Origin of the sequence: Psychroflexus sediminis (genome assembly GCF_900099815.1) — a bacterium.
Classification (GTDB): Bacteria; Bacteroidota; Bacteroidia; order Flavobacteriales; family Flavobacteriaceae; genus Psychroflexus; species Psychroflexus sediminis.
The window spans coordinates 26,349-44,085 of sequence record NZ_FNCW01000012.1 but is presented as its reverse complement, the minus strand read 5'-3'; the positions used below and the strand labels follow the sequence as shown (position 1 = coordinate 44,085).

The 17,737-nt window shown below is 39.2% G+C and carries 16 protein-coding genes; 11 read left to right on the top strand and 5 right to left on the bottom strand.

From position 1 onward, the window contains the following. The first annotated feature begins 26 nt into the window (after positions 1 to 26). Both BLP81_RS11370 and BLP81_RS13670 read left to right on the top strand, forming a co-directional pair. Positions 27 to 1,613 (top strand): Ppx/GppA phosphatase family protein, encoded by a 1,587-nt coding sequence (locus tag BLP81_RS11370; RefSeq protein ID WP_093368831.1) that lies wholly within the window; start codon positions 27 to 29, stop codon positions 1,611 to 1,613. Between the two features lie 271 nt (positions 1,614 to 1,884). Then, the gene (locus BLP81_RS13670; RefSeq protein WP_176752713.1) at positions 1,885 to 2,031 is read left to right on the top strand and encodes a hypothetical protein; all 147 of its coding nucleotides are present in this window, start codon (positions 1,885 to 1,887) and stop codon (positions 2,029 to 2,031) included. Positions 2,032 to 3,028: 997 nt separating this feature from the next. Here the strand turns inward: BLP81_RS13670 and BLP81_RS11365 are convergent. Further along, positions 3,029 to 5,380, bottom strand: a complete 2,352-nt coding sequence (locus BLP81_RS11365) for a S9 family peptidase (protein ID WP_093368828.1) — start codon at positions 5,378 to 5,380, stop codon at positions 3,029 to 3,031. A gap of 206 nt (positions 5,381 to 5,586) precedes the next feature. Here BLP81_RS11365 and BLP81_RS11360 point away from each other — a divergent pair, with 206 nt between their 5' ends. The 3 genes from BLP81_RS11360 (at position 5,587) to BLP81_RS11350 (ending at position 8,755) form a co-directional block, all read left to right on the top strand. Next, positions 5,587 to 5,985 carry a KilA-N domain-containing protein gene (locus BLP81_RS11360; RefSeq protein ID WP_093369015.1) on the top strand — a complete coding sequence of 133 codons (399 nt, stop codon included), beginning with the start codon at positions 5,587 to 5,589 and terminating at the stop codon, positions 5,983 to 5,985. Beyond that, complete coding sequence (locus BLP81_RS11355; RefSeq protein WP_093368826.1) at positions 5,982 to 6,851, top strand: ChaN family lipoprotein; 870 nt, start codon at positions 5,982 to 5,984, stop codon at positions 6,849 to 6,851. The genes BLP81_RS11360 and BLP81_RS11355 overlap by 4 nt, the downstream gene beginning before the upstream one ends. 1,127 nt (positions 6,852 to 7,978) lie before the next feature. Further along, positions 7,979 to 8,755, top strand: a complete 777-nt coding sequence (locus tag BLP81_RS11350) for an amidohydrolase (protein WP_093368823.1) — start codon at positions 7,979 to 7,981, stop codon at positions 8,753 to 8,755. Here BLP81_RS11350 and BLP81_RS11345 read toward each other — a convergent pair. Then, the gene (locus BLP81_RS11345) at positions 8,742 to 10,352 is read right to left on the bottom strand and encodes an Ig-like domain-containing domain (RefSeq protein ID WP_093368819.1); all 1,611 of its coding nucleotides are present in this window, start codon (positions 10,350 to 10,352) and stop codon (positions 8,742 to 8,744) included. The genes BLP81_RS11350 and BLP81_RS11345 overlap by 14 nt on opposite strands. Before the next feature lie 46 nt (positions 10,353 to 10,398). Beyond that, positions 10,399 to 11,100 (bottom strand): ComF family protein, encoded by a 702-nt coding sequence (locus BLP81_RS11340; RefSeq protein WP_245686464.1) that lies wholly within the window; start codon positions 11,098 to 11,100, stop codon positions 10,399 to 10,401. A gap of 123 nt (positions 11,101 to 11,223) precedes the next feature. On the opposite strand from BLP81_RS11340, the gene BLP81_RS11335 reads away from it, so the two are divergent. The 4 genes from BLP81_RS11335 to BLP81_RS11320 all read left to right on the top strand — a co-directional run bounded on the left by BLP81_RS11335 (position 11,224) and on the right by BLP81_RS11320 (position 13,872). Next, entirely contained in the window at positions 11,224 to 12,762 is a 1,539-nt protein-coding gene (locus BLP81_RS11335; protein WP_093368813.1) for a glycine--tRNA ligase, read from the top strand. Between the two features lie 127 nt (positions 12,763 to 12,889). After that, positions 12,890 to 13,234 (top strand): YtxH domain-containing protein, encoded by a 345-nt coding sequence (locus BLP81_RS11330; protein ID WP_093368810.1) that lies wholly within the window; start codon positions 12,890 to 12,892, stop codon positions 13,232 to 13,234. Positions 13,235 to 13,252: 18 nt separating this feature from the next. Further along, complete coding sequence (locus BLP81_RS11325) at positions 13,253 to 13,657, top strand: hypothetical protein (protein WP_093368807.1); 405 nt, start codon at positions 13,253 to 13,255, stop codon at positions 13,655 to 13,657. After that, the gene (locus BLP81_RS11320) at positions 13,654 to 13,872 is read left to right on the top strand and encodes a DUF6327 family protein (RefSeq protein ID WP_093368803.1); all 219 of its coding nucleotides are present in this window, start codon (positions 13,654 to 13,656) and stop codon (positions 13,870 to 13,872) included. The genes BLP81_RS11325 and BLP81_RS11320 overlap by 4 nt, the downstream gene beginning before the upstream one ends. Before the next feature lie 80 nt (positions 13,873 to 13,952). Here the strand turns inward: BLP81_RS11320 and BLP81_RS11315 are convergent, their stop codons facing one another. Further along, complete coding sequence (locus BLP81_RS11315; RefSeq protein WP_093368800.1) at positions 13,953 to 14,912, bottom strand: SPFH domain-containing protein; 960 nt, start codon at positions 14,910 to 14,912, stop codon at positions 13,953 to 13,955. 70 nt (positions 14,913 to 14,982) lie between these two features. Next, the gene (gltX, locus tag BLP81_RS11310; protein ID WP_093368797.1) at positions 14,983 to 16,500 is read right to left on the bottom strand and encodes a glutamate--tRNA ligase; all 1,518 of its coding nucleotides are present in this window, start codon (positions 16,498 to 16,500) and stop codon (positions 14,983 to 14,985) included. Between the two features lie 155 nt (positions 16,501 to 16,655). Here gltX and BLP81_RS11305 point away from each other — a divergent pair, with 155 nt between their 5' ends. Beyond that, positions 16,656 to 17,033: a hypothetical protein gene (locus tag BLP81_RS11305; RefSeq protein ID WP_093368794.1), complete on the top strand. Its 378-nt coding sequence runs from the start codon at positions 16,656 to 16,658 to the stop codon at positions 17,031 to 17,033. A 205-nt stretch (positions 17,034 to 17,238) separates the two neighbouring features. Then, complete coding sequence (locus BLP81_RS11300) at positions 17,239 to 17,565, top strand: helix-turn-helix domain-containing protein (protein ID WP_176752712.1); 327 nt, start codon at positions 17,239 to 17,241, stop codon at positions 17,563 to 17,565. The last annotated feature ends 172 nt before the right edge of the window (positions 17,566 to 17,737 follow it).

Sequence of the window (17,737 nt, the reverse complement as noted above, 5' to 3'; positions counted from 1 at the left end):
TTCATTTTCAAACTTAAAATTTAAAAATGAGCGACAATTCTTCTAATTCTGATGCTACCAAGCGCATTGCCGCCATAGACCTGGGCACCAACTCTTTTCATGCCGTTCTGGTAGACATTTATCCCGATGGTAGTTTCCGTACAGTAAATAAGCTTAAAGAAATGGTTATCCTCGCTGAAAAGGGACTGGAAGACAGATTAAGTCGCGAGGCTATGGATCGTGGATTAGAAGCGCTGAAAAGAATAAAGTTTTTGTGCGACAGCCATCATGTCGAGACTATTCTGGCCTATGCCACGAGTGCTATTCGGGAAGCTGAAAATGGAGGTGATTTTATTGAAGAGGCTGAAGAAGAAACAGGGATTAGGATTCGGGCTATTTCTGGAAAGATGGAGGCCGAATTGATCGGTATAGCCATTAGATACAGTATTGATTTAAAAGATGAAATGGTGCTTATGGCCGATATCGGTGGTGGAAGTGTTGAATTTATCATTGGCAATAATCAGAAGTTTATCTATTATAATAGTTTAAAACTGGGGGTAGCTCGTATGGCTGCTGCCTTTGTAAATTCAGACCCAATTGAAGACAAAGATATTGATCACTTACAAAAGCACTATAGAGAGGAACTTGCCGAAGTCTTAAAACTGGCCAAAGAACATCATGTAAAAACCATCATTGGCTCTTCTGGAACAATGGAAAATATAGCCGAAATGGTTGCCCATAAAAACTCCCTTCCAACCAAGATGAGTCTAAATGAACTTGAATTTAGCACTGTTGATTTTAAGGACTTATACACCAACTTTATCAAACTGGATAAAAGCCAACGACTTGATCAAAAAGGCTTAGAAGAGAAAAGAGTTGATATCATTAATCCTGGGATGGTTTTAGTGAATTTTCTTGTGGATGAGCTTAAACTTGAAACATTTAAAATATCAGAAGCCGCCCTCAGGGAAGGGATGATCATGAATTTTATCACTAACAAAAAAGAACAACTTAACCTGGACCTCGTCGCCAATTTCAAAGATCCACGCCGACGAAGTGTTTTTGAATTACTTCGTAAATGCAACTGGGCGGAAGCACATTCCCAGCATGTTGCTCGTTTTGCGCTTCAACTTTTTGATGAATTTAAGCAAGAATTAAAATTAGAGGAATCAGACAGGGAGTTGTTGGAATTTGCGGCTTTACTGCATGATATCGGTTATTATATCTCTTACCGAAAGCACCATAAGCATGCGCTTTATCTCATACGATATTCAGATTTGCTTGGGTTTAAAGAGGATGAAATCAATATAATGGCCAATGTAGCCCGGTATCATAGAAAATCTGCACCGCATAAGCGCCATAAGCGGTACAGAAAACTCAACAAAGCCAACCGAAACCGAGTTAAAAAGCTGTCAGCAATCTTAAGGATCGCCGATGGTCTGGATAGAAGTCATTATCAAAATGTCCAAAAACTGGAAATCGAGCATAAAGATGAAACCGTCCACCTGCGTATCACGACCCAGGCAGACCCTGAACTTGAGATCTGGGGAACTCTACGCAAAGCGGATCTCCTAGAAAAATTAATCGGGAAAACAATAAAAGTTTTTCAGGCGGAAGAAAAAACAACACCATAGACTGAGATAAATATCATCCTAGTTTAGCATTCACTTAAAATATGTTTTAATGTCCAGAATAAGACTATCTATAACTAAAAACAGAAGCCATTTATATAAAGTCCCTGTCGGGACAATTCCCCAGATTAATTAGGCTTAATCTAGCTAACGTCGAGCACAATTTTAAATCTCACAAATCCCGAAAACCAGGAAATTGAAAATTTCCGTAGGTTTTCGAGGATGCTCGAGTTTTGCTCGGCACTTGCTTGGCTTTATCTTAATACTTATGATTATGAAAAATTTAGAATTAACTCAGATGGAGAATATGCATGGAGGACTTGATGGCGGTGACATAATATGTGGCTTAGCAATAGCTAGTTTAGGAGGAATTGCATTATTAGCAATAGAAGCATCGTGCATAATCAATGAAATGGCATGACTCTAATTAAATTTTTAATTCTAGTTTGCATTATTATAATCTCATTAATACTTTACTTGAAATATTTAACGGATTATAATCTTAGCATCTGGTTTACTTATGCCATGTATGCAACTTCTATGATTTTAATTGTTCTTACTGTGAAATTGAAAAAATAATCCAGAATTTTAATTTAAACCGCCTATCAAGACGGTTTTTCTTATTTCTAAAGTCAACATCAAGCCCAATGCTAAGACTTGGACTTAAAAAAAACGTACAACCTGTCCCGTTAGGGACTATCCATTGGTAAAAGCTAAACCTTTACCTAAGCCAGCGTGCCCTTAGGTACGCTATATGTTTGAAGTGTTCATTCAGGTTATTCATATCCTGTACCTAAAGGCACAGTATTGACAGGGTCTTTTTCAAGTTACCGATATAAAGTCTCTAACGAGACAAAAAATCAAACGACCAAAACTACTTTTTAAAAGGCAGTTTTTCTTTTTCTAAAGTCAACGCCAAACCAAAACTAAAACTCAAAGGCTTGGACTAAAAACATAAAACCTGTCCCCTTAGGAACTATCCATTGGTAAAACCTAAAGCGTTACCTGAGCCAGCGTGCCCTTAGGTACGCCATATGCATGTGGGAGTGCCGTTTTGGATTGTACATATCAAGTACCTAAAGGCACTTGATGGTATAGGGTGTTTCCAAAGTTACCGATTTAAAGTCTCTAACGAGACAATTCTAACAATAAAAAAGCTCTTATCATCAAAGCTTGATGAATTAATTCAAGATAAGTTTATCAACAACTCAAGTTCTTAATCTCATTAACTTGTTTAAAAACAGAAACATTTCACCTGTCCCGCTAGGGACTATCCATTGGTAAAAACAAAATGTAACCCAGCCAGTGTGCCATTAGGTACACGATATGATTTGTAAGGTTTATGTTATCCTGTTTCTTGTTTATTGAATCTAAATGTCCTTCTTTACATCTAACTTCTGATATCTAATATCTTCTCTCTATTTTCCAATCGTTCTTTCAAAAAGATCGAGGATACGTCGGTATTCATCGGTCCAGCTGCTGGGCTGCGTGAAACCGTGACCTTCAACCGGGTAAACCGCCAGTTCCCAGTCCTCTTTTTCCAGTTCGATAAGCCGTTGAGAAAGCCTCACCACATCCTGAAAATGAACATTGGTATCCACAATCCCGTGAGCGATCAACAGATGCCCTTCCAGGCCTTCCGCAAAGTAAATTGGGGAAGATTTTCTGTAGGCGATAGGATCCAGATGTGGCTCGTTCAAAATATTGGACGTATACCCATGGTTATAATGCGCCCAGTCGGTCACCGAACGCAAGGCGGCTCCTGCAGCAAAGGTATCTGGCTCGTTGAACATGGCCATCAGGGTAATGAAACCACCGTAACTTCCTCCATAAATGCCTATTTTATCAGGGTTGATCTCAAAGTTTTCTACCAGATATTCGGCGCCATCGACCTGGTCAGATAAGTCTTTACCGCCCATATGTCGGTAGATTCCTGTTCGCCAGTCTCTGCCATATCCCGCACTTCCCCGGTAATCGATATCCAAAACCGTGTAACCCAGGTCTGTTAACAGGTTATGAAACATATATTCTCTAAAGTAACTCGACCACCACTTGTGGGCGTTTTGCAAATAGCCCGCCCCATGTACAAAAATGACTGCTGCATGATTATTGACGCTTTCCTCGGGTCTGTAAAGCCTGGCATAGGGTTTTGCTCCGTCTTCAGCTTCAAACTGTATAAGCTCCGGCATTCTCCAGGTATAGGCACTAAAGGCTTCTGACTGACCCTCGGTGAGTTGTTTTGCCTTGGCGTTTGCTTTGGTGGGCTTTAGGTAAAGCTCTTCCGGCGTGTTTGAACTGGAAAACAAGATGGCCATGTGTTTTTCATCAGGAGAAAGTTCCACCTTATTATTGCCTTCCATAGAGGTCAGCTGAGTTTTATTCCCACCCATGACTGGCATTTTGTAAAAATGACGTTCCCCGGGATGCACCTCCGAAGAGGTAAAAAACCAGGATTTCTTATCCCTGGATAATTGCGGATCAAAGACTTCGTAATTTCCGCTGGTCAGTTGCTTTTGCTTGTTTTTGTCAACATCATGAAGGTAAAGATGGGAGTAACCCGTGGCTTCAGACTGGTAATAGACGTGTTTATCGTCTGCGAGCCATCCCAATGTACCACCTCCGTAATAACTGCCAATACCTGGTCCGGCAATCCAGGCTTCGTCGTGCTGTCTATCTAAATTTTCCAAGCTTCCTGTATCCAGATTCAGCAGAGAAATCCAGCGGTCTTTGTTGTCCTGTGCTCTTATTGCCACCACGGCATGCGCATCCTGGGATGAAAACTTCACATCCGAAAAGCTTACCGCCCTCTGCTTTGCTTCCCATTCCCGGTCCGGATAGTTTTCGGTGTATTCTGGCAAATCGGTGATGCCAGGCAGGGAAGACACATCCACTTTATAGACCGTATCCTTTTGAATATGATAGATATATAAATCTCTTTGTGCGGTTTGGTCGCCGACTTTGCTTCTGGCATTGAGCATTTCGGTGTAGCCTGAAGCATTGATATAATCGGGGACTCCCGTATTATCTCCAGACTCTGGTGTGTAGGTCTGAAAAGTCAAAAAATTACCTGTTTCACTAATGTTGAAGTTGAAAGCTCTTTGTTTATCCAGGTAAAACGTGTAAGAATCTTCTCGTAATAATTCTCTGTTTTTTTCTCTTAACTCTCGGTTTTCTTTTTGAACCCGAACCTCTTCCAAAAGGCTTAAGTTCTCCTCTTCCAGCCATTGATTTTTCTCAGATTTTTTGGAATCTTTGTCTTTGGAACTCCCGGATTGTAGGTTGGTTTTTTTCTGAATTTGCCCCTGATCCGCATTATAAATGTAGAGATTGTTATTAGTGATAAAGGCATATTCAGAATCGGTGATGAACTTTGGACTGCTGATGCGTTCCCCTAAATCCAAAACCAGATGGGTTTGATTTTTCCTGATGTCATAGCGGTATAAATCGCCTGATTTCACATAAAGCTTTGCCGTGTGTTTAGCGTTATAATCGCCCCTAGATGAAACTTTTGTTTTGATTTCATCCATGCTCACTTTTTGTATTTCAGAAGTGTTTTTTAAACTGATTTTATACAGCGAATCCGATACCTCCTGTTCCGGATTATAATCAAAGTAAATCACATCGGATTGTTCGTTCCATGCGACATCAGAGGGAAATGTGCCCATCCAGTTGGGATCTTGCATGATTTTTTGGACAGACAGGTCGGATTGTGCAAATCCGCTAAGGCTTGCCAGAAGTGCCACACTAAGAATTCGTAGAGATAGAGTCATGGGGTATTTTATTTTGAGAATTATTCAAATATAACAGGTTTTCGCAGAAAGCTAAGAGTCGAAATCTTACTAACTTTAAGCCTTGATGCTTTTTATTATGACCAAAAATTTCAACATAGGTTTAATGCTTTTGCTCATGTTCAGCTTTAGCTATGGTTTTTCGCAAGAGAAATAATGCTAAATTGTTTATCATTAAATTAGTGTCTATGGCAAAGAATCAAAAAATAGAGGTTAAAGGCTGGAGCATAAGTCTCTTTAAATATGAAAAAGAAGATTACATCTCCTTAACAGATATTGCTAAATACAAAGACTCTGCACATAGTGATACCATTATTCAAAACTGGTTAAGAAATAGAAACACAATTGAGCTGCTTGGGTTCTGGGAAAGTATATATAATACTAATTTTAAACCCCTCGAATTCGAGGGGTTTAAAAAACAAGCAGGACTTAATAGTTTCGTTTTAACTCCTAAGCGGTGGATTGAAGCAACCAATGCTGTATTCAATAATCAAGACTTGCCTCAATCAGAACGTCTGGAAAAACTCAATCAAATCGCTATCAATCAGATGAAATCTTTGGTAAATAGAAAACAGATAAAACCATGAAACAAACACTCATTTCGAGTTTTACATTATTGTATTTAATAAGCGTTTTCAGTACACAGGCTCAAGAGAAAAAGGCTTTTGAACTCTTTAGCCAGGTCGGGGAACCCATCACGTATCGAAGTGTTTTGGATAGCATCTCACAAACGGATGTGGTTTTGTTTGGTGAATTTCACAACAATCCGATTTCACACTGGCTTCAGTTTGAACTGGTTTCTGACTTGAAAAAAGACAGCATCAATCTTATTCTGGGTGCAGAAATGTTCGAAACTGACACCCAGAAGGCACTCGATCTTTACCTTAGGGATAGTCTGGCAGAAAGCGAATTCAGAAAAAAAGCAAGGGTATGGACGAATTATGCAACCGATTATAAGCCAATTGTGGACTTTGCAAAATCGACCTCAACCCCGTTTATCGCCACCAATATTCCCAGACCTTATGCTACAAAAGTGTACAAAAATGGAGGCTTTTCAGCTTTGGATTCGCTTTCCAAAGTCGAATATGAGTTAATGCCCCCTTTGCCCATTCCGTTTGACATGAGTTTAAGTTCCTACCAAAACATGCTTGACATGATGGGCGGTCATGGTGGTGAAGACCTTGTGAAAGCACAGGCTATAAAAGATGCGACCATGGCACATTTTATCCTGAAGAACTTACAGCCCAATCAGGTGTTCTTTCACCTCAACGGCAGTTACCATTCCAATGATTTCGAGGGGATTTACTGGTATTTGAAAACCTACAACCCAGATGTGAATATTCTTACCATCTCCACCGTAGAACAAAATGAATTGAATAGTTTAGGTGAAGAACACCACAACAAAGCAAATTTTATTATCGTTGTGGATGAGGATATGACAAAAACCTATTGAGTAGATATTGGATCTGTCCCATCAAGAGCAAAATACAAGTAATATAACATATCCTGTACCTAACGGCACAAAGTCGTACGTGTAGTCTTTTCCTTACCGATATGAAGTCTCTAACGAGACAACTCTACCCATAGATCAGATGAAGCAAAACACTTGTAATAAAAGTTCGATTCACCGATTTAAAATGGTAAATCAATCCGAGTCCTAAAATTTACAAAATCACTCAAAACAGTTGTGATTCAACCTGTCCTGCTAGAGACTATAGATTGGTAAAACCTAGAGCGGAACTCAAGTCAGCGTGCTGTCAGGTACGCCATATGTTTTAGACAGGTCTTCACTATTCATATTCTGTACCTAACGGCACAAGATGTCAAAAGGGCTATTTCAAGTTACCGATATAAAGTCTCTAACCAGACAATTCCAACATAAGGTTTTAAAAAAGGTTATGATGTAAAGCCTTGAAGCTATATAGCTAAACTCAATTTTAAATCTATAAATCTTCTTCTTTAAAAAAGTATGTAACCTGTCCCGTTAGGGGCTATAGATTGGTAAAAGCTAACGCGTCAACTGAACCAGCGTGCCTTTAGGTACGCTATATGTTTTGAATATTGCTTTGGGTAATCCATAACTCTAAGTTGATTATCCATATCCTGTACCTAACGGCACAAAGTCGTACGTGTAGTCTTTTCCTTTCCGATATGAAGTCTTTAACGAGACAACTCTACCCATAAAGCAGATGAAGCAAAAGCTAATAATCAGAGTTTGATATTTAATTCAAGAGAAGTAAATCGACAATTCAACTTCTAAGTTTTATCAACTTACTCAAAATCGAAAACATTAATCTGTCCCGTTAGGGACTATAGATTGGTAAAACTTAAAGCGGAACCCAAGTCAGCGTGCCCTTAGGTACGCCATTTGTTTTGAATATGGCTTTGGGTAATTCATAACTCTAAGTTGATTATCCATAACCTGTGCCTTAAGATACAGGCTGGTGCGGGTAGTCTTTAAGTTCCCGATATGAAGTTTCTAAACAGACAAAACCACTTTTAATAGCTTAATTTGATCCAACTGACAAAGAAATAAGGATTGGAATCATCAAATTAGTTTTAATTTTTTAATTTAGTGCTATGAGCGAATCCCTTAAAGTCACTTACATACAAACCGAACTCACCTGGGAAAATCCCAAAGCCAACAAGGCCCATTTTGAGAATAAACTTTCCGAATGCCCGTCAGATACAGATTTGATTATTCTGCCGGAGATGTTCACTACTGGTTTCTCCATGAATGCTGAAACTCATGCTGAAGAAGTAGAGGAGGTTTTAGGATGGATGAAAGCTCAGTCTAAAATGTATCAGGCTGCCATCACCGGTAGTGCGATGATAAAAGAACACGGAAAGTATTTCAACAGGATGTTTTTTGTAGAACCCGGCGGAAACGTTTCAAAATATGATAAAAAACACCTGTTTACTTTGGCCAGGGAGCATGAAACCTACACGCCTGGCAACGAAAGATGTGTTGTGGAGTATAAAGGCTGGAAACTGTGTTTACAGGTTTGTTACGACCTTCGCTTTCCGGTTTGGGCGAGGAATAAGGATGATTATGAGGTCTTAATTTATGTCGCCAACTGGCCCGAAAAGCGCGTTTCTGCCTGGGATATTTTGTTACAGGCCAGAGCAGTTGAAAACATGAGTTATTGCATTGGACTCAACATCATTGGTACCGATGGCAATAGCTTCCCTTACGTTGGCCATTCGTCTGCTTATGACGCCCTTGGCAAATCTCTGAGCGAACACGATCCAGAAAAAGAAGCCATACAAACCATAACCCTTGAAAAGTCTCATCTTTATGAACTTAGAGATAAATTGGGATTTTTAAAAGACAAGGATTCATTTAGTATAGGTTAATGTTCAGCACATCATCCCAGTTGGCTCTTATCTCCACAGGCTGATTTTCATAGAGAACAGGCTCTGGTTGTAAGCCTTTTAGAAAATCTCCTGTATCCCATCTTCCGTTGGCGTTAAGATCATAAATTAGTCTGATGTAATAATATCCTGGTTTCAATAATTTAAAGAAAACGGTAGACTTTTCAGTTTCATACACAGAAGATTCTACCTTCCCTCGTTCATCAAGAAGCTCAACAATAACAGGGTATTCATCAATGTTATTGATCGTCAAAGCTAAATTTCCGAAATCGGCATAAGCTCGGGTCCTGTAATTATAAGTTAAGCTGTCGTTTTGATTTTCAAAAAAATCAGTGATCGCTCCTGGAGAAAGATTGATTTGATAGGTTGTTTTTTCTTGTTTATCAAACTCAAATATCAAATGGTTGTAGAGCGTATCCATCTTTAAGTCAAACGCAACAGGTAAAGTATCCTGGGTCATCACGCGGATAGAATCCTTTTCAAAACTTAAAATTGGCGTATTGGCTTTCAGTTTGAAATTGGCCAAAAGCTTGTTTTTATCTATTTTTACTTCTGAAATAGTCAAAGAATCCTTTTCTATTTGCTTAGGTCGTATTTCAACCGTATCAATTTTGTCCTTATTGCTAAAGGCAAATAGTAAGCTGTCCTTTTCCAAATAAGGCTTGTACCAATAATGTAGGGTATCGGTTTCTTCATCTTTAAAATATACAGATTCAAAATCCTCTGTTGTTTCAGAAATCAAGTCGATTTTGTAATCTTCCAAACGGCCCTGGTAACCAAACTCAAAGTGTTGTCTGGAAATTTGCTTGGGCCGGGAAGCCTCAAAATCCAAGACTTCTTTAAACACCAGAATATCGTACAACTGGTTGGTAGGAATTTTCACTGTATCTTCTACAAAACCAATTTTATCCTGAGCGGGATCAAATTTATAATTGTTGTTTTTATCTGAAATCGCCACCATTTTATAATTTCCAGATTTCAAATTCTCCAGGCTAAACAAAGACGTAGAATCTCTTACATAGGAGATATAACGCGGAGATTGATTATACACCACAGAGTCTGTATAGGTAGAATCTAAAGCATAAAGCATCACAGAAATGTTTTCATCTGAAAGCCGGTTATACGCATCAAAAACGTTTCCTTCCACCTGAAGTGAATCTACATAATCTCCTGTTGAGAAAACATACTTAAAATAGGGAAGTATATTACCTTCATTGTTATCCCGAATACTGGTACCAAAATTCACGGTATAGGTCGTTTTTTCTTCCAAAGAATCTTGCGGGATATCGAGTCTGATGTAACGGCTTGCCGGACCCAGGGGGTAAATGCTTGGACGGGGTTCTATAGGTGGAGAAAACAAAATTTGCTGACGTGGCTCTTTCAAAATTATATACTCATCGAAATTAATGACCACCTCTTCTTTTTTATAGTTGGTCGAATAATTTTCCGGATTAGAGCTCACAAACGCAGGTGGTTCTGTGTCTCTAGGACCTCCGTCTGGTCTCCCACGCTGAGCACATGACGACAGCATAAGCAACAAAACAAGAACAAAAAAAGGTCTAAAAAAATGGATTCTCATGACTGACGATAAGTTTATGCAAAGAAACAATAAAATATAGATTTTTTTATTTGCTTATCGCTATTGTTGCGATGTTAAGCTTTGTAACTCCTGCCTCCTTTAAGGCTAAGCTGCAGGCTTCTAATGTGGCGCCTGTGGTTACCAAATCGTCTACCAATAAAATTTGTTTATCCTTTACATCAGATCTTCCCTCCACATAAAAATGATTTTGAACGACTTCAGTTCTGGCCAGTCTGTTTTTAAACACCTGAGTTGTGGAATTGGATTTCCTTTTAAGAAGGCCATCATTGTAGGAAGCTGAAAGCTTATCAGCAATAGCCTTTCCAAAGCCTTCTACCTGATTATAGCCTCGTTCGCGCATACGCTGTGGATGAAGGGGAACTGGAATTACCACTTCTATTTTATGCTGCCAGCCTGCCTCCTGCAGTATATTTCCTAACCACTCGCCAAGATGAAAACTCAAGTCTTCATTGCCTTTATACTTAAGGTCATGAATTAAATTTTGAATGATTCCTTTCTTCTCAAAGTAGAATAAACTAGCCGCCTGATCTACCAAGACCCGACCGTAAAGAATCTTATGCAAATCGTGGTCCCCGTCAAAAAAGTTGGGGTAGAGCGGAAGTTCGTTCCTGCAAAACGTGCAAATAAGCTGTTCATCCTTTAACAATACGGCATCACAGCAGGCGCATAACTTAGGAAATAAGAAGTTTTTAAAATCCTGAAGCATGTTGTATAAGCTTAAGTTCATTAAATTTAATAAAAAATAGAGCAGCAGGATTAAAATTCTGAAAAGTAATGCTTAGGCTAACATTCCGTCAATAATTTACGTATGAAATCTCCAAATAAAGCCTTGTTTTTATACTTTTGCGGTATGGCACAAGAACAAGACAAATTCAAACAGGTTATCTCCCATGCCAAAGAGTATGGGTATATTTTTTCTTCCAGCGAAATCTACGACGGCTTAAGCGCTGTTTACGATTACGGGCAAAACGGTGTTGAACTCAAAAACAACATCAAAGCCTATTGGTGGAAGAGTATGGTTCAACTCCATGAAGAGATAGTTGGCTTAGATGCCGCCATCTTAATGCATCCCAACACCTGGAAGGCTTCGGGACACGTTGATGCGTTCAACGATCCTATGATTGATAATAGGGATTCAAAGAAACGCTATCGTGCCGATGTCCTGGTCGAAGACTATGTCGAAAAACTGGAGCAAAAGGCTCAAAAGGAAATCGCTAAAGCCAAAAAACGCTTTGGAGATCAGTTTGATGAGCAGGAATTTGTAACGACACATCCTCGGGTAGTCAAATACAGGAGACAGTCCAAGGAAATTCTGTCGCGTCTGGCGAAATCGCTTACCGATGAAGACCTTGCCGATGTGAAGGCACTTATCGAGGAACTCGAGATTGCCTGCCCTGTGAGCGGATCCAGAGACTGGACCAATGTAAAGCAGTTCAACTTGATGTTTGGAACCAAGCTGGGGGCTTCTGCAGAATCGGCATCAGATCTGTATCTAAGACCCGAAACCGCACAGGGGATTTTCGTGAATTTCTCCAATGTGCAAAAAACAGGCCGTATGAAGGTCCCTTTTGGTATCGCTCAGATTGGAAAAGCCTTCAGAAATGAAATTGTAGCCAGACAGTTTATCTTTCGTCAGCGCGAGTTCGAACAGATGGAAATGCAATATTTTGTAAGACCGGGAGAGGAACTCAAATGGTTTGAGCACTGGAAGGAGGTCAGAACCAAATGGCATAAATCTTTAGGTCTTGGCGAAGAAAATTACAGATTTCACGATCACGAAAAAATGGCGCATTATGCCAATGCAGCTACCGATATAGAGTTCAATTTCCCCTTTGGTTTTAAAGAACTGGAAGGCATTCACTCCAGAACAGATTTCGACCTGAAAGCTCACGAAAACCTGTCCGGAAAAAAGCTTCAGTTTTACGATCCGGAATTAGGTGAAAACTATGTGCCCTACGTCATTGAAACCTCTATTGGTTTGGATAGAATGTTTTTGGCTGTTTTTTCCAGTGCTTTACAGGAGGAAACCCTGGAGGATGGAAGTTCCAGAACAGTTCTAAAAATACCTTCCGTACTGGCTCCGGTAAAGGCAGCTATATTTCCTTTACTCAAAAAAGACGGCTTACCGGAAATCGCTCAAAGCATTTTGAAAGATTTACAATGGGATTTCAATGTGATTTATGATGAAAAAGATGCAGTAGGAAGGCGCTACAGAAGGCAGGATGCTGCAGGAACCCCCTTTTGCATTACAGTAGATCACGACACAAAAGAAGACCAGTGTGTAACCATAAGACATCGGGATACCATGGAACAAAAACGCGTTCCCATCACCGAAGTAAAAGCCATTATTCAAAAAGATATCGATTTTAGAACCTGGCTGGATTTTTAAAATTTCTAAATTAATTAGAATATTTGAACCCTATCTTGAGGCTAAACCATTTATTAACCGTGTTTTAACAAGGAAAACCTTGAATTAGCATTAGATTTGTGTTAAATCAAAAAAAATTAATAATAAAATGGCAAATAACACAGGAAATACAATCTTAGCATTGTTAACGGGAACTGCAGTAGGTGTAGGTTTAGGATTATTGTACGCTCCTCAAAGTGGTGACAAAACAAGAAAACAACTCAGAGATGAAGCTGACCATCTACAAGATAACCTAAATAAAAAATACAAGGAGACCTCTTCTCATCTGTCAGAGTTTGCTTCTGAAGCGAAAAAAAACCTTGAGGATAAGTTAGAAAAAACTTTTTCAACTGTGAATAACAAGGCAGATGATATGCTGAATAAGCTTGAAGGTGAATTAGGTGAACTTAGAAGGAAAAATGCTGAGCTTCAGAAAGAATTGAAAAAGAAATAAATCACTTTAATATTCTTCATGAAGAATTCTCTAGGCAATCATTTTGAAAATTTTACTCAGGATACTCAAGAAGCGATAAATCACTCCTTAGACTATTACAAACTAGATCTTCTTAAAAAAACAGCTTTAAGCTTAGTAACAGGAGGTCAGCTTATAATTAAAGTCGGAATACTTATCCTTGTTTTATTTTTTGTATCCATAGGTTTCGCATTTCTAATTGGAAATAAATTAGACCATGTGTCATATGGCTTTTTTATAGTTGGAGGCATTTATATCGTTTTTCTAATTTTCGTTAGTATTTTTGGAAAAAAACTATTAGAGCAACCTGTCCTCAGTTTTTTAAATAAAATTTTGAGTTCAGGTGACAAACTGAATGAAGAATTAAGACAAGAACTCAGTCAAACTGATTCCTCAGATTCATGAAAAAATATAAATCCATAAGAGAAATCGATAAAGATTTAAAAGTCTTAAAGCTTGAAGCTGAAATCAGTAAGCAGAAAGCCAATATAGATCTGGTTTATATCAAAAGAGCTTTATCCTTTTCTAATGTAGCAGCAGAATTGATTGCCTTTTTTGGGCAAAAAGCTATCTATGCTAGAATAGGCACTCAGATCCTGAGGAAATTTGGATTAAAATAATCTGATTATAAACATAAAAAAAGCGGCTTGAAAATCAAATTTTCAAGCCGCTTTTTTTATACTCTTGATGAGCTAATAATTTATTTCTTTCCGGATTTTCCCTCTTCTAGAGTTTTGCGCTCCTTACGCTCGTTCTGCTTTTTCATCTCCTCGCCAATCTGACTAGAGGCGGTAAAAGAAGCAATCATATCATTCAGCATATTGCTGCCGGCTTCAGGGGCATTGGGTAATAAAATCAAATTAGAATTGGTTTGACTACCTACAGACTGTAGCGTATCGTAATGCTGAGTCACCACAATTAAGGCTGAAGCTTCCTGAGAATTGATACCTACATTGTTTAAGACCTCGACACTTTCTTCAAGACCTCTGGCAATTTCTCTTCGCTGATCGGCAATACCCTGGCCCTGTAAGCGTTTGCTCTCGGCTTCTGCTCTGGCCACAGCCACAATCTTGATACGTTCAGCCTCTCCTTCAAACTCAGCAGCCACTTTTTCCCGCTCTGAGGCGTTAATTCTGTTCATAGAGTCTTTTACCTTGTCGTCTGGGTCAATGTCGGTGACAAGCGTTCTTATGATGTCGTAACCATAATCGAGCATCGCATCATTCAACTCCGTCTTCACAGCATTGGCAATATCATCTTTACGCTCAAATACATCGTCCAGTTTCATTTTAGGAACTTCGGCTCTTACCACATCAAAGACATAAGATGTGATCTGCGCACTTGGGCTTTCCAGTTTATAAAAGGCATCATAAATTTTAGCCCGAGTCACTTGGTATTGCACCGACACTTTAAGGTGTACAAATACATCATCTTTCGTCTTAGTTTCCACATTCACATCCAGTTGCTGGATTTTCAAATTGATCCGACCTGCGATCTTGTCTATCACTGGAATTTTGAAATGCAGTCCCGAATTTCTTATGCTTAAAAATTTACCAAAACGTTCTACAAGTGCAGCGGTTTGCTGTTTGACTGTAAAAACACCGCTTATAAGGATGAAAAAAGCAATCACCACTATAAATATACCTACAAATGAACCCATAATTATTAAATTGAATTTTGAATAAAAATAGACTAATATTCCAAGTATAATAGCTGATTATCTTAAAAAGTTATGATAATTCTTCAATGGCAAAATTTAATCTGGAAATCGTTTCAGCTTTTCCAATACAAGAAGCAATATGGAACACATCCGGACCTCGCATGGCACCGACAAGAGCTAAGCGCAAAGGCTGCATAATCTTTCCGAAACCAAGATCCTGAGTGTTAATCCAGTCCTTAACTTCAGACTGCACATGGCTTTGAGAGAAATCTTCCAGGCCTTCCAGTTTCCCAATAAGAGCTCGCATCCATTCCTGTGAATCTTTTTTCCAGGCTTTTTTGGCTGATTTTGGTTCAAACACTGTTGGAGCTTCAAAATAGAAAAAAGATAATTCCCAAAATTCTGAAACAAAGGTTGCCCGTTCTTTTATCGTGTGAACAACTTCTTTGACATAGGAGGTCTCAGTCTTAATCCCTTTTTTATCAAGAATGGGCATGAACTGATTAACGAGTTCTTCAACAGGTCTTTCCTGAAGGTAATGGTGCTGAAACCAGTCTGTTTTTTCTGGATCAAACTTAGCCCCAGATTTATGAACACGGGTTAATTCAAACTTTTGAATCATCTCTTCGACAGAAAAAAATTCCTGATCGGTCCCATCGTTCCAGCCAAGAAGAGCCAGCATATTGGTCAGGGTTTCCGGAAAATAGCCTTCTTCTCGATAACCCGCTGAAATAGTACCTGTTTCCGGGTCTTTCCATTCTATAGGGAACACAGGAAATCCAAGTTGATCGCCATCGCGTTTGCTCAATTTTCCTTTGCCGCTGGGTTTCAAAATCAAGGGTAAATGCGCAAATTTGGGCACGTCCCAGCCAAAAGCTTCATACAAAGATACATGAAGGGGAAGAGAAGGCAGCCATTCTTCACCTCTGATCACGTGGGTGATGCGCATCAAATGATCATCCACAATATTAGCCAGATGGTAGGTGGGCATGCCATCGCTTTTAAACAATATTTTATCATCCAGAACTTCGGTATCGACTTCAATATAACCGCGTATTTCGTCGTGAAGTTCCAGGGTTTTATGCGCTTCCGTTTTGAAACGAATCACGTAATCCTCTTTATTATCCAATTTCTCCTTAAGCTCTTCAGAAGAAAGCTTAAGTGAATTATTCAGGGAATCTCTGTTTTTTGGACCGTAACTAAATTTGGTGCCCTGCTGCTCGGCTTCCTTCCGCTTGGCATCCAGTTCCTCTTCCGTATCAAAAGCATAATACGCACGGCCGTTATCGATAAGTTTATCGACGTACTCCTCGTAGATCGCCTTGCGCTCACTTTGTCTATACGGACCGCAGTCCCCAGACTTTTCCGGACCTTCATCGTAAGAAATTCCACACCAGTCCAGACTTTCTTTGATGTAGTCTTCCGCGCCTTCTACAAATCTGTTTTGGTCGGTATCTTCAATTCTTAACAGGAAATCACCACCATGTTTTTTGGCAAACAGGTAATTATATAAAGCCGTTCTTACGCCACCGATGTGCAGCGGGCCTGTTGGACTTGGTGCAAATCTTACTCTTACGTTCGTATCCATTTGTCTGTTTTTTCACAAAGATAAAATATATTGATGTTTACGACTAAGGAAATCCCGGTTAAGGTCAATTGAACTTGAAAGCATATCCCAGTCAAATAAAAATGTATATTTAGTTCGTCTGAGCTCTTAAGCGCTGACGATCAAAACTATAAGCTATGACAATTCATAAATTAGTCACCACCTTGCTGCTTTGTTGCATGATAAGCCTTTTCAGTAGTGAAAAAGTAGCTGCTCAGGTAGAATTTGAGCTCAAACCTTCCCAGAGCATGAGCATCACCGGCAAAGGCCCGGGCCAGGATGCCGCTATCAATCCTTTTGAAGGCCAGGACTGCATTGTCTTGGTGGAAAACATCGGAAACATAGCCTTTGCCGTAAGAACACAGCAGAAAGGTCAAAAAAACCTCAAAATCAAAACTGTAGAACCCGGCACCTCCCAAAATATTGACTTACCCAAAGGCTACGAGCTATACCTGGATAACACCAGCGAAGGACTGGCTAAAGCTAGGTTAAACTTTAAACAGGATGACGACTAGTGGTCCGGCCTTCAGCCGCCTGTGACTGCTCAAGTTAATTTTTTATTCTAAAAAGTGAGCTGGCTTTGAGGTTATGTATAAATTAAAAAAAGTTCAACAATATAACTTGATGTTTGTTAAATTATAAAGAAAACAGAACAAGTATTAGCATAACTTTAATCAAAATATTTATATTTAGTAAAAATTTAGTAAAGTTTTGAATTTTGTGGGCCAAAATATCAGAAAAATAAGGATTCAGAAAGGCTTCTCTCAGGAATATATGGCAGAAACTTTAGGGATAACTCAGCCGACCTACGCTCGTTTAGAAAAAGACGATCACCGTATCAGTATCGTGCGACTGCTTCAGATTGCCCAGCAACTGGAAACCAATGTCAGTGAATTGATTGGACAAAAGGCTAAGGAACTCAATCTAAAAAATGACAACACGCTTCAGGCCAAATCAAATCCCTATTTAGATAACAAAGAATACATCACTACCTTAAAAGGTGAAGTTGCTTTTTTAAGGGAGCTACTGCAAAAGTTTCGAGGTTGAATTTCGGCTTTACTTTAGTATGATTTTTCAATTCAGTTTAAGGGTTTTTAAAACACAAGTTCTTCAGGATAATTCCTAAGCTTGAGAAACCCGTTCAATCAACAGGCAAGATCTCTTTCCAATATAAACTATAAAAATTAGAAGTCTCTAAAAGCTCCTGATGGGTGCCGGA

Bases quoted from the DNA above. Each gene is read 5' to 3' on its own strand.
- BLP81_RS11360 (WP_093369015.1), top strand. From the start codon at position 5,587: ATGGCAAAGAATCAAAAAATAGAGGTTAAAGGCTGGAGCATAAGTCTC.
- BLP81_RS11325 (WP_093368807.1), top strand. From the start codon at position 13,253: ATGAAGAATTCTCTAGGCAATCATTTTGAAAATTTTACTCAGGATACT.
- BLP81_RS11340 (WP_245686464.1), bottom strand. From the start codon at position 11,100: ATGAACTTAAGCTTATACAACATGCTTCAGGATTTTAAAAACTTCTTA.
- BLP81_RS11355 (WP_093368826.1), top strand. From the start codon at position 5,982: ATGAAACAAACACTCATTTCGAGTTTTACATTATTGTATTTAATAAGC.
- BLP81_RS11330 (WP_093368810.1), top strand. From the start codon at position 12,890: ATGGCAAATAACACAGGAAATACAATCTTAGCATTGTTAACGGGAACT.
- BLP81_RS11350 (WP_093368823.1), top strand. From the start codon at position 7,979: ATGAGCGAATCCCTTAAAGTCACTTACATACAAACCGAACTCACCTGG.
- BLP81_RS13670 (WP_176752713.1), top strand. From the start codon at position 1,885: ATGAAAAATTTAGAATTAACTCAGATGGAGAATATGCATGGAGGACTT.
- gltX (WP_093368797.1), bottom strand. From the start codon at position 16,500: ATGGATACGAACGTAAGAGTAAGATTTGCACCAAGTCCAACAGGCCCG.
- BLP81_RS11370 (WP_093368831.1), top strand. From the start codon at position 27: ATGAGCGACAATTCTTCTAATTCTGATGCTACCAAGCGCATTGCCGCC.
- BLP81_RS11305 (WP_093368794.1), top strand. From the start codon at position 16,656: ATGACAATTCATAAATTAGTCACCACCTTGCTGCTTTGTTGCATGATA.
- BLP81_RS11320 (WP_093368803.1), top strand. From the start codon at position 13,654: ATGAAAAAATATAAATCCATAAGAGAAATCGATAAAGATTTAAAAGTC.
- BLP81_RS11335 (WP_093368813.1), top strand. From the start codon at position 11,224: ATGGCACAAGAACAAGACAAATTCAAACAGGTTATCTCCCATGCCAAA.
- BLP81_RS11315 (WP_093368800.1), bottom strand. From the start codon at position 14,912: ATGGGTTCATTTGTAGGTATATTTATAGTGGTGATTGCTTTTTTCATC.
- BLP81_RS11365 (WP_093368828.1), bottom strand. From the start codon at position 5,380: ATGACTCTATCTCTACGAATTCTTAGTGTGGCACTTCTGGCAAGCCTT.
- BLP81_RS11345 (WP_093368819.1), bottom strand. From the start codon at position 10,352: ATGAGAATCCATTTTTTTAGACCTTTTTTTGTTCTTGTTTTGTTGCTT.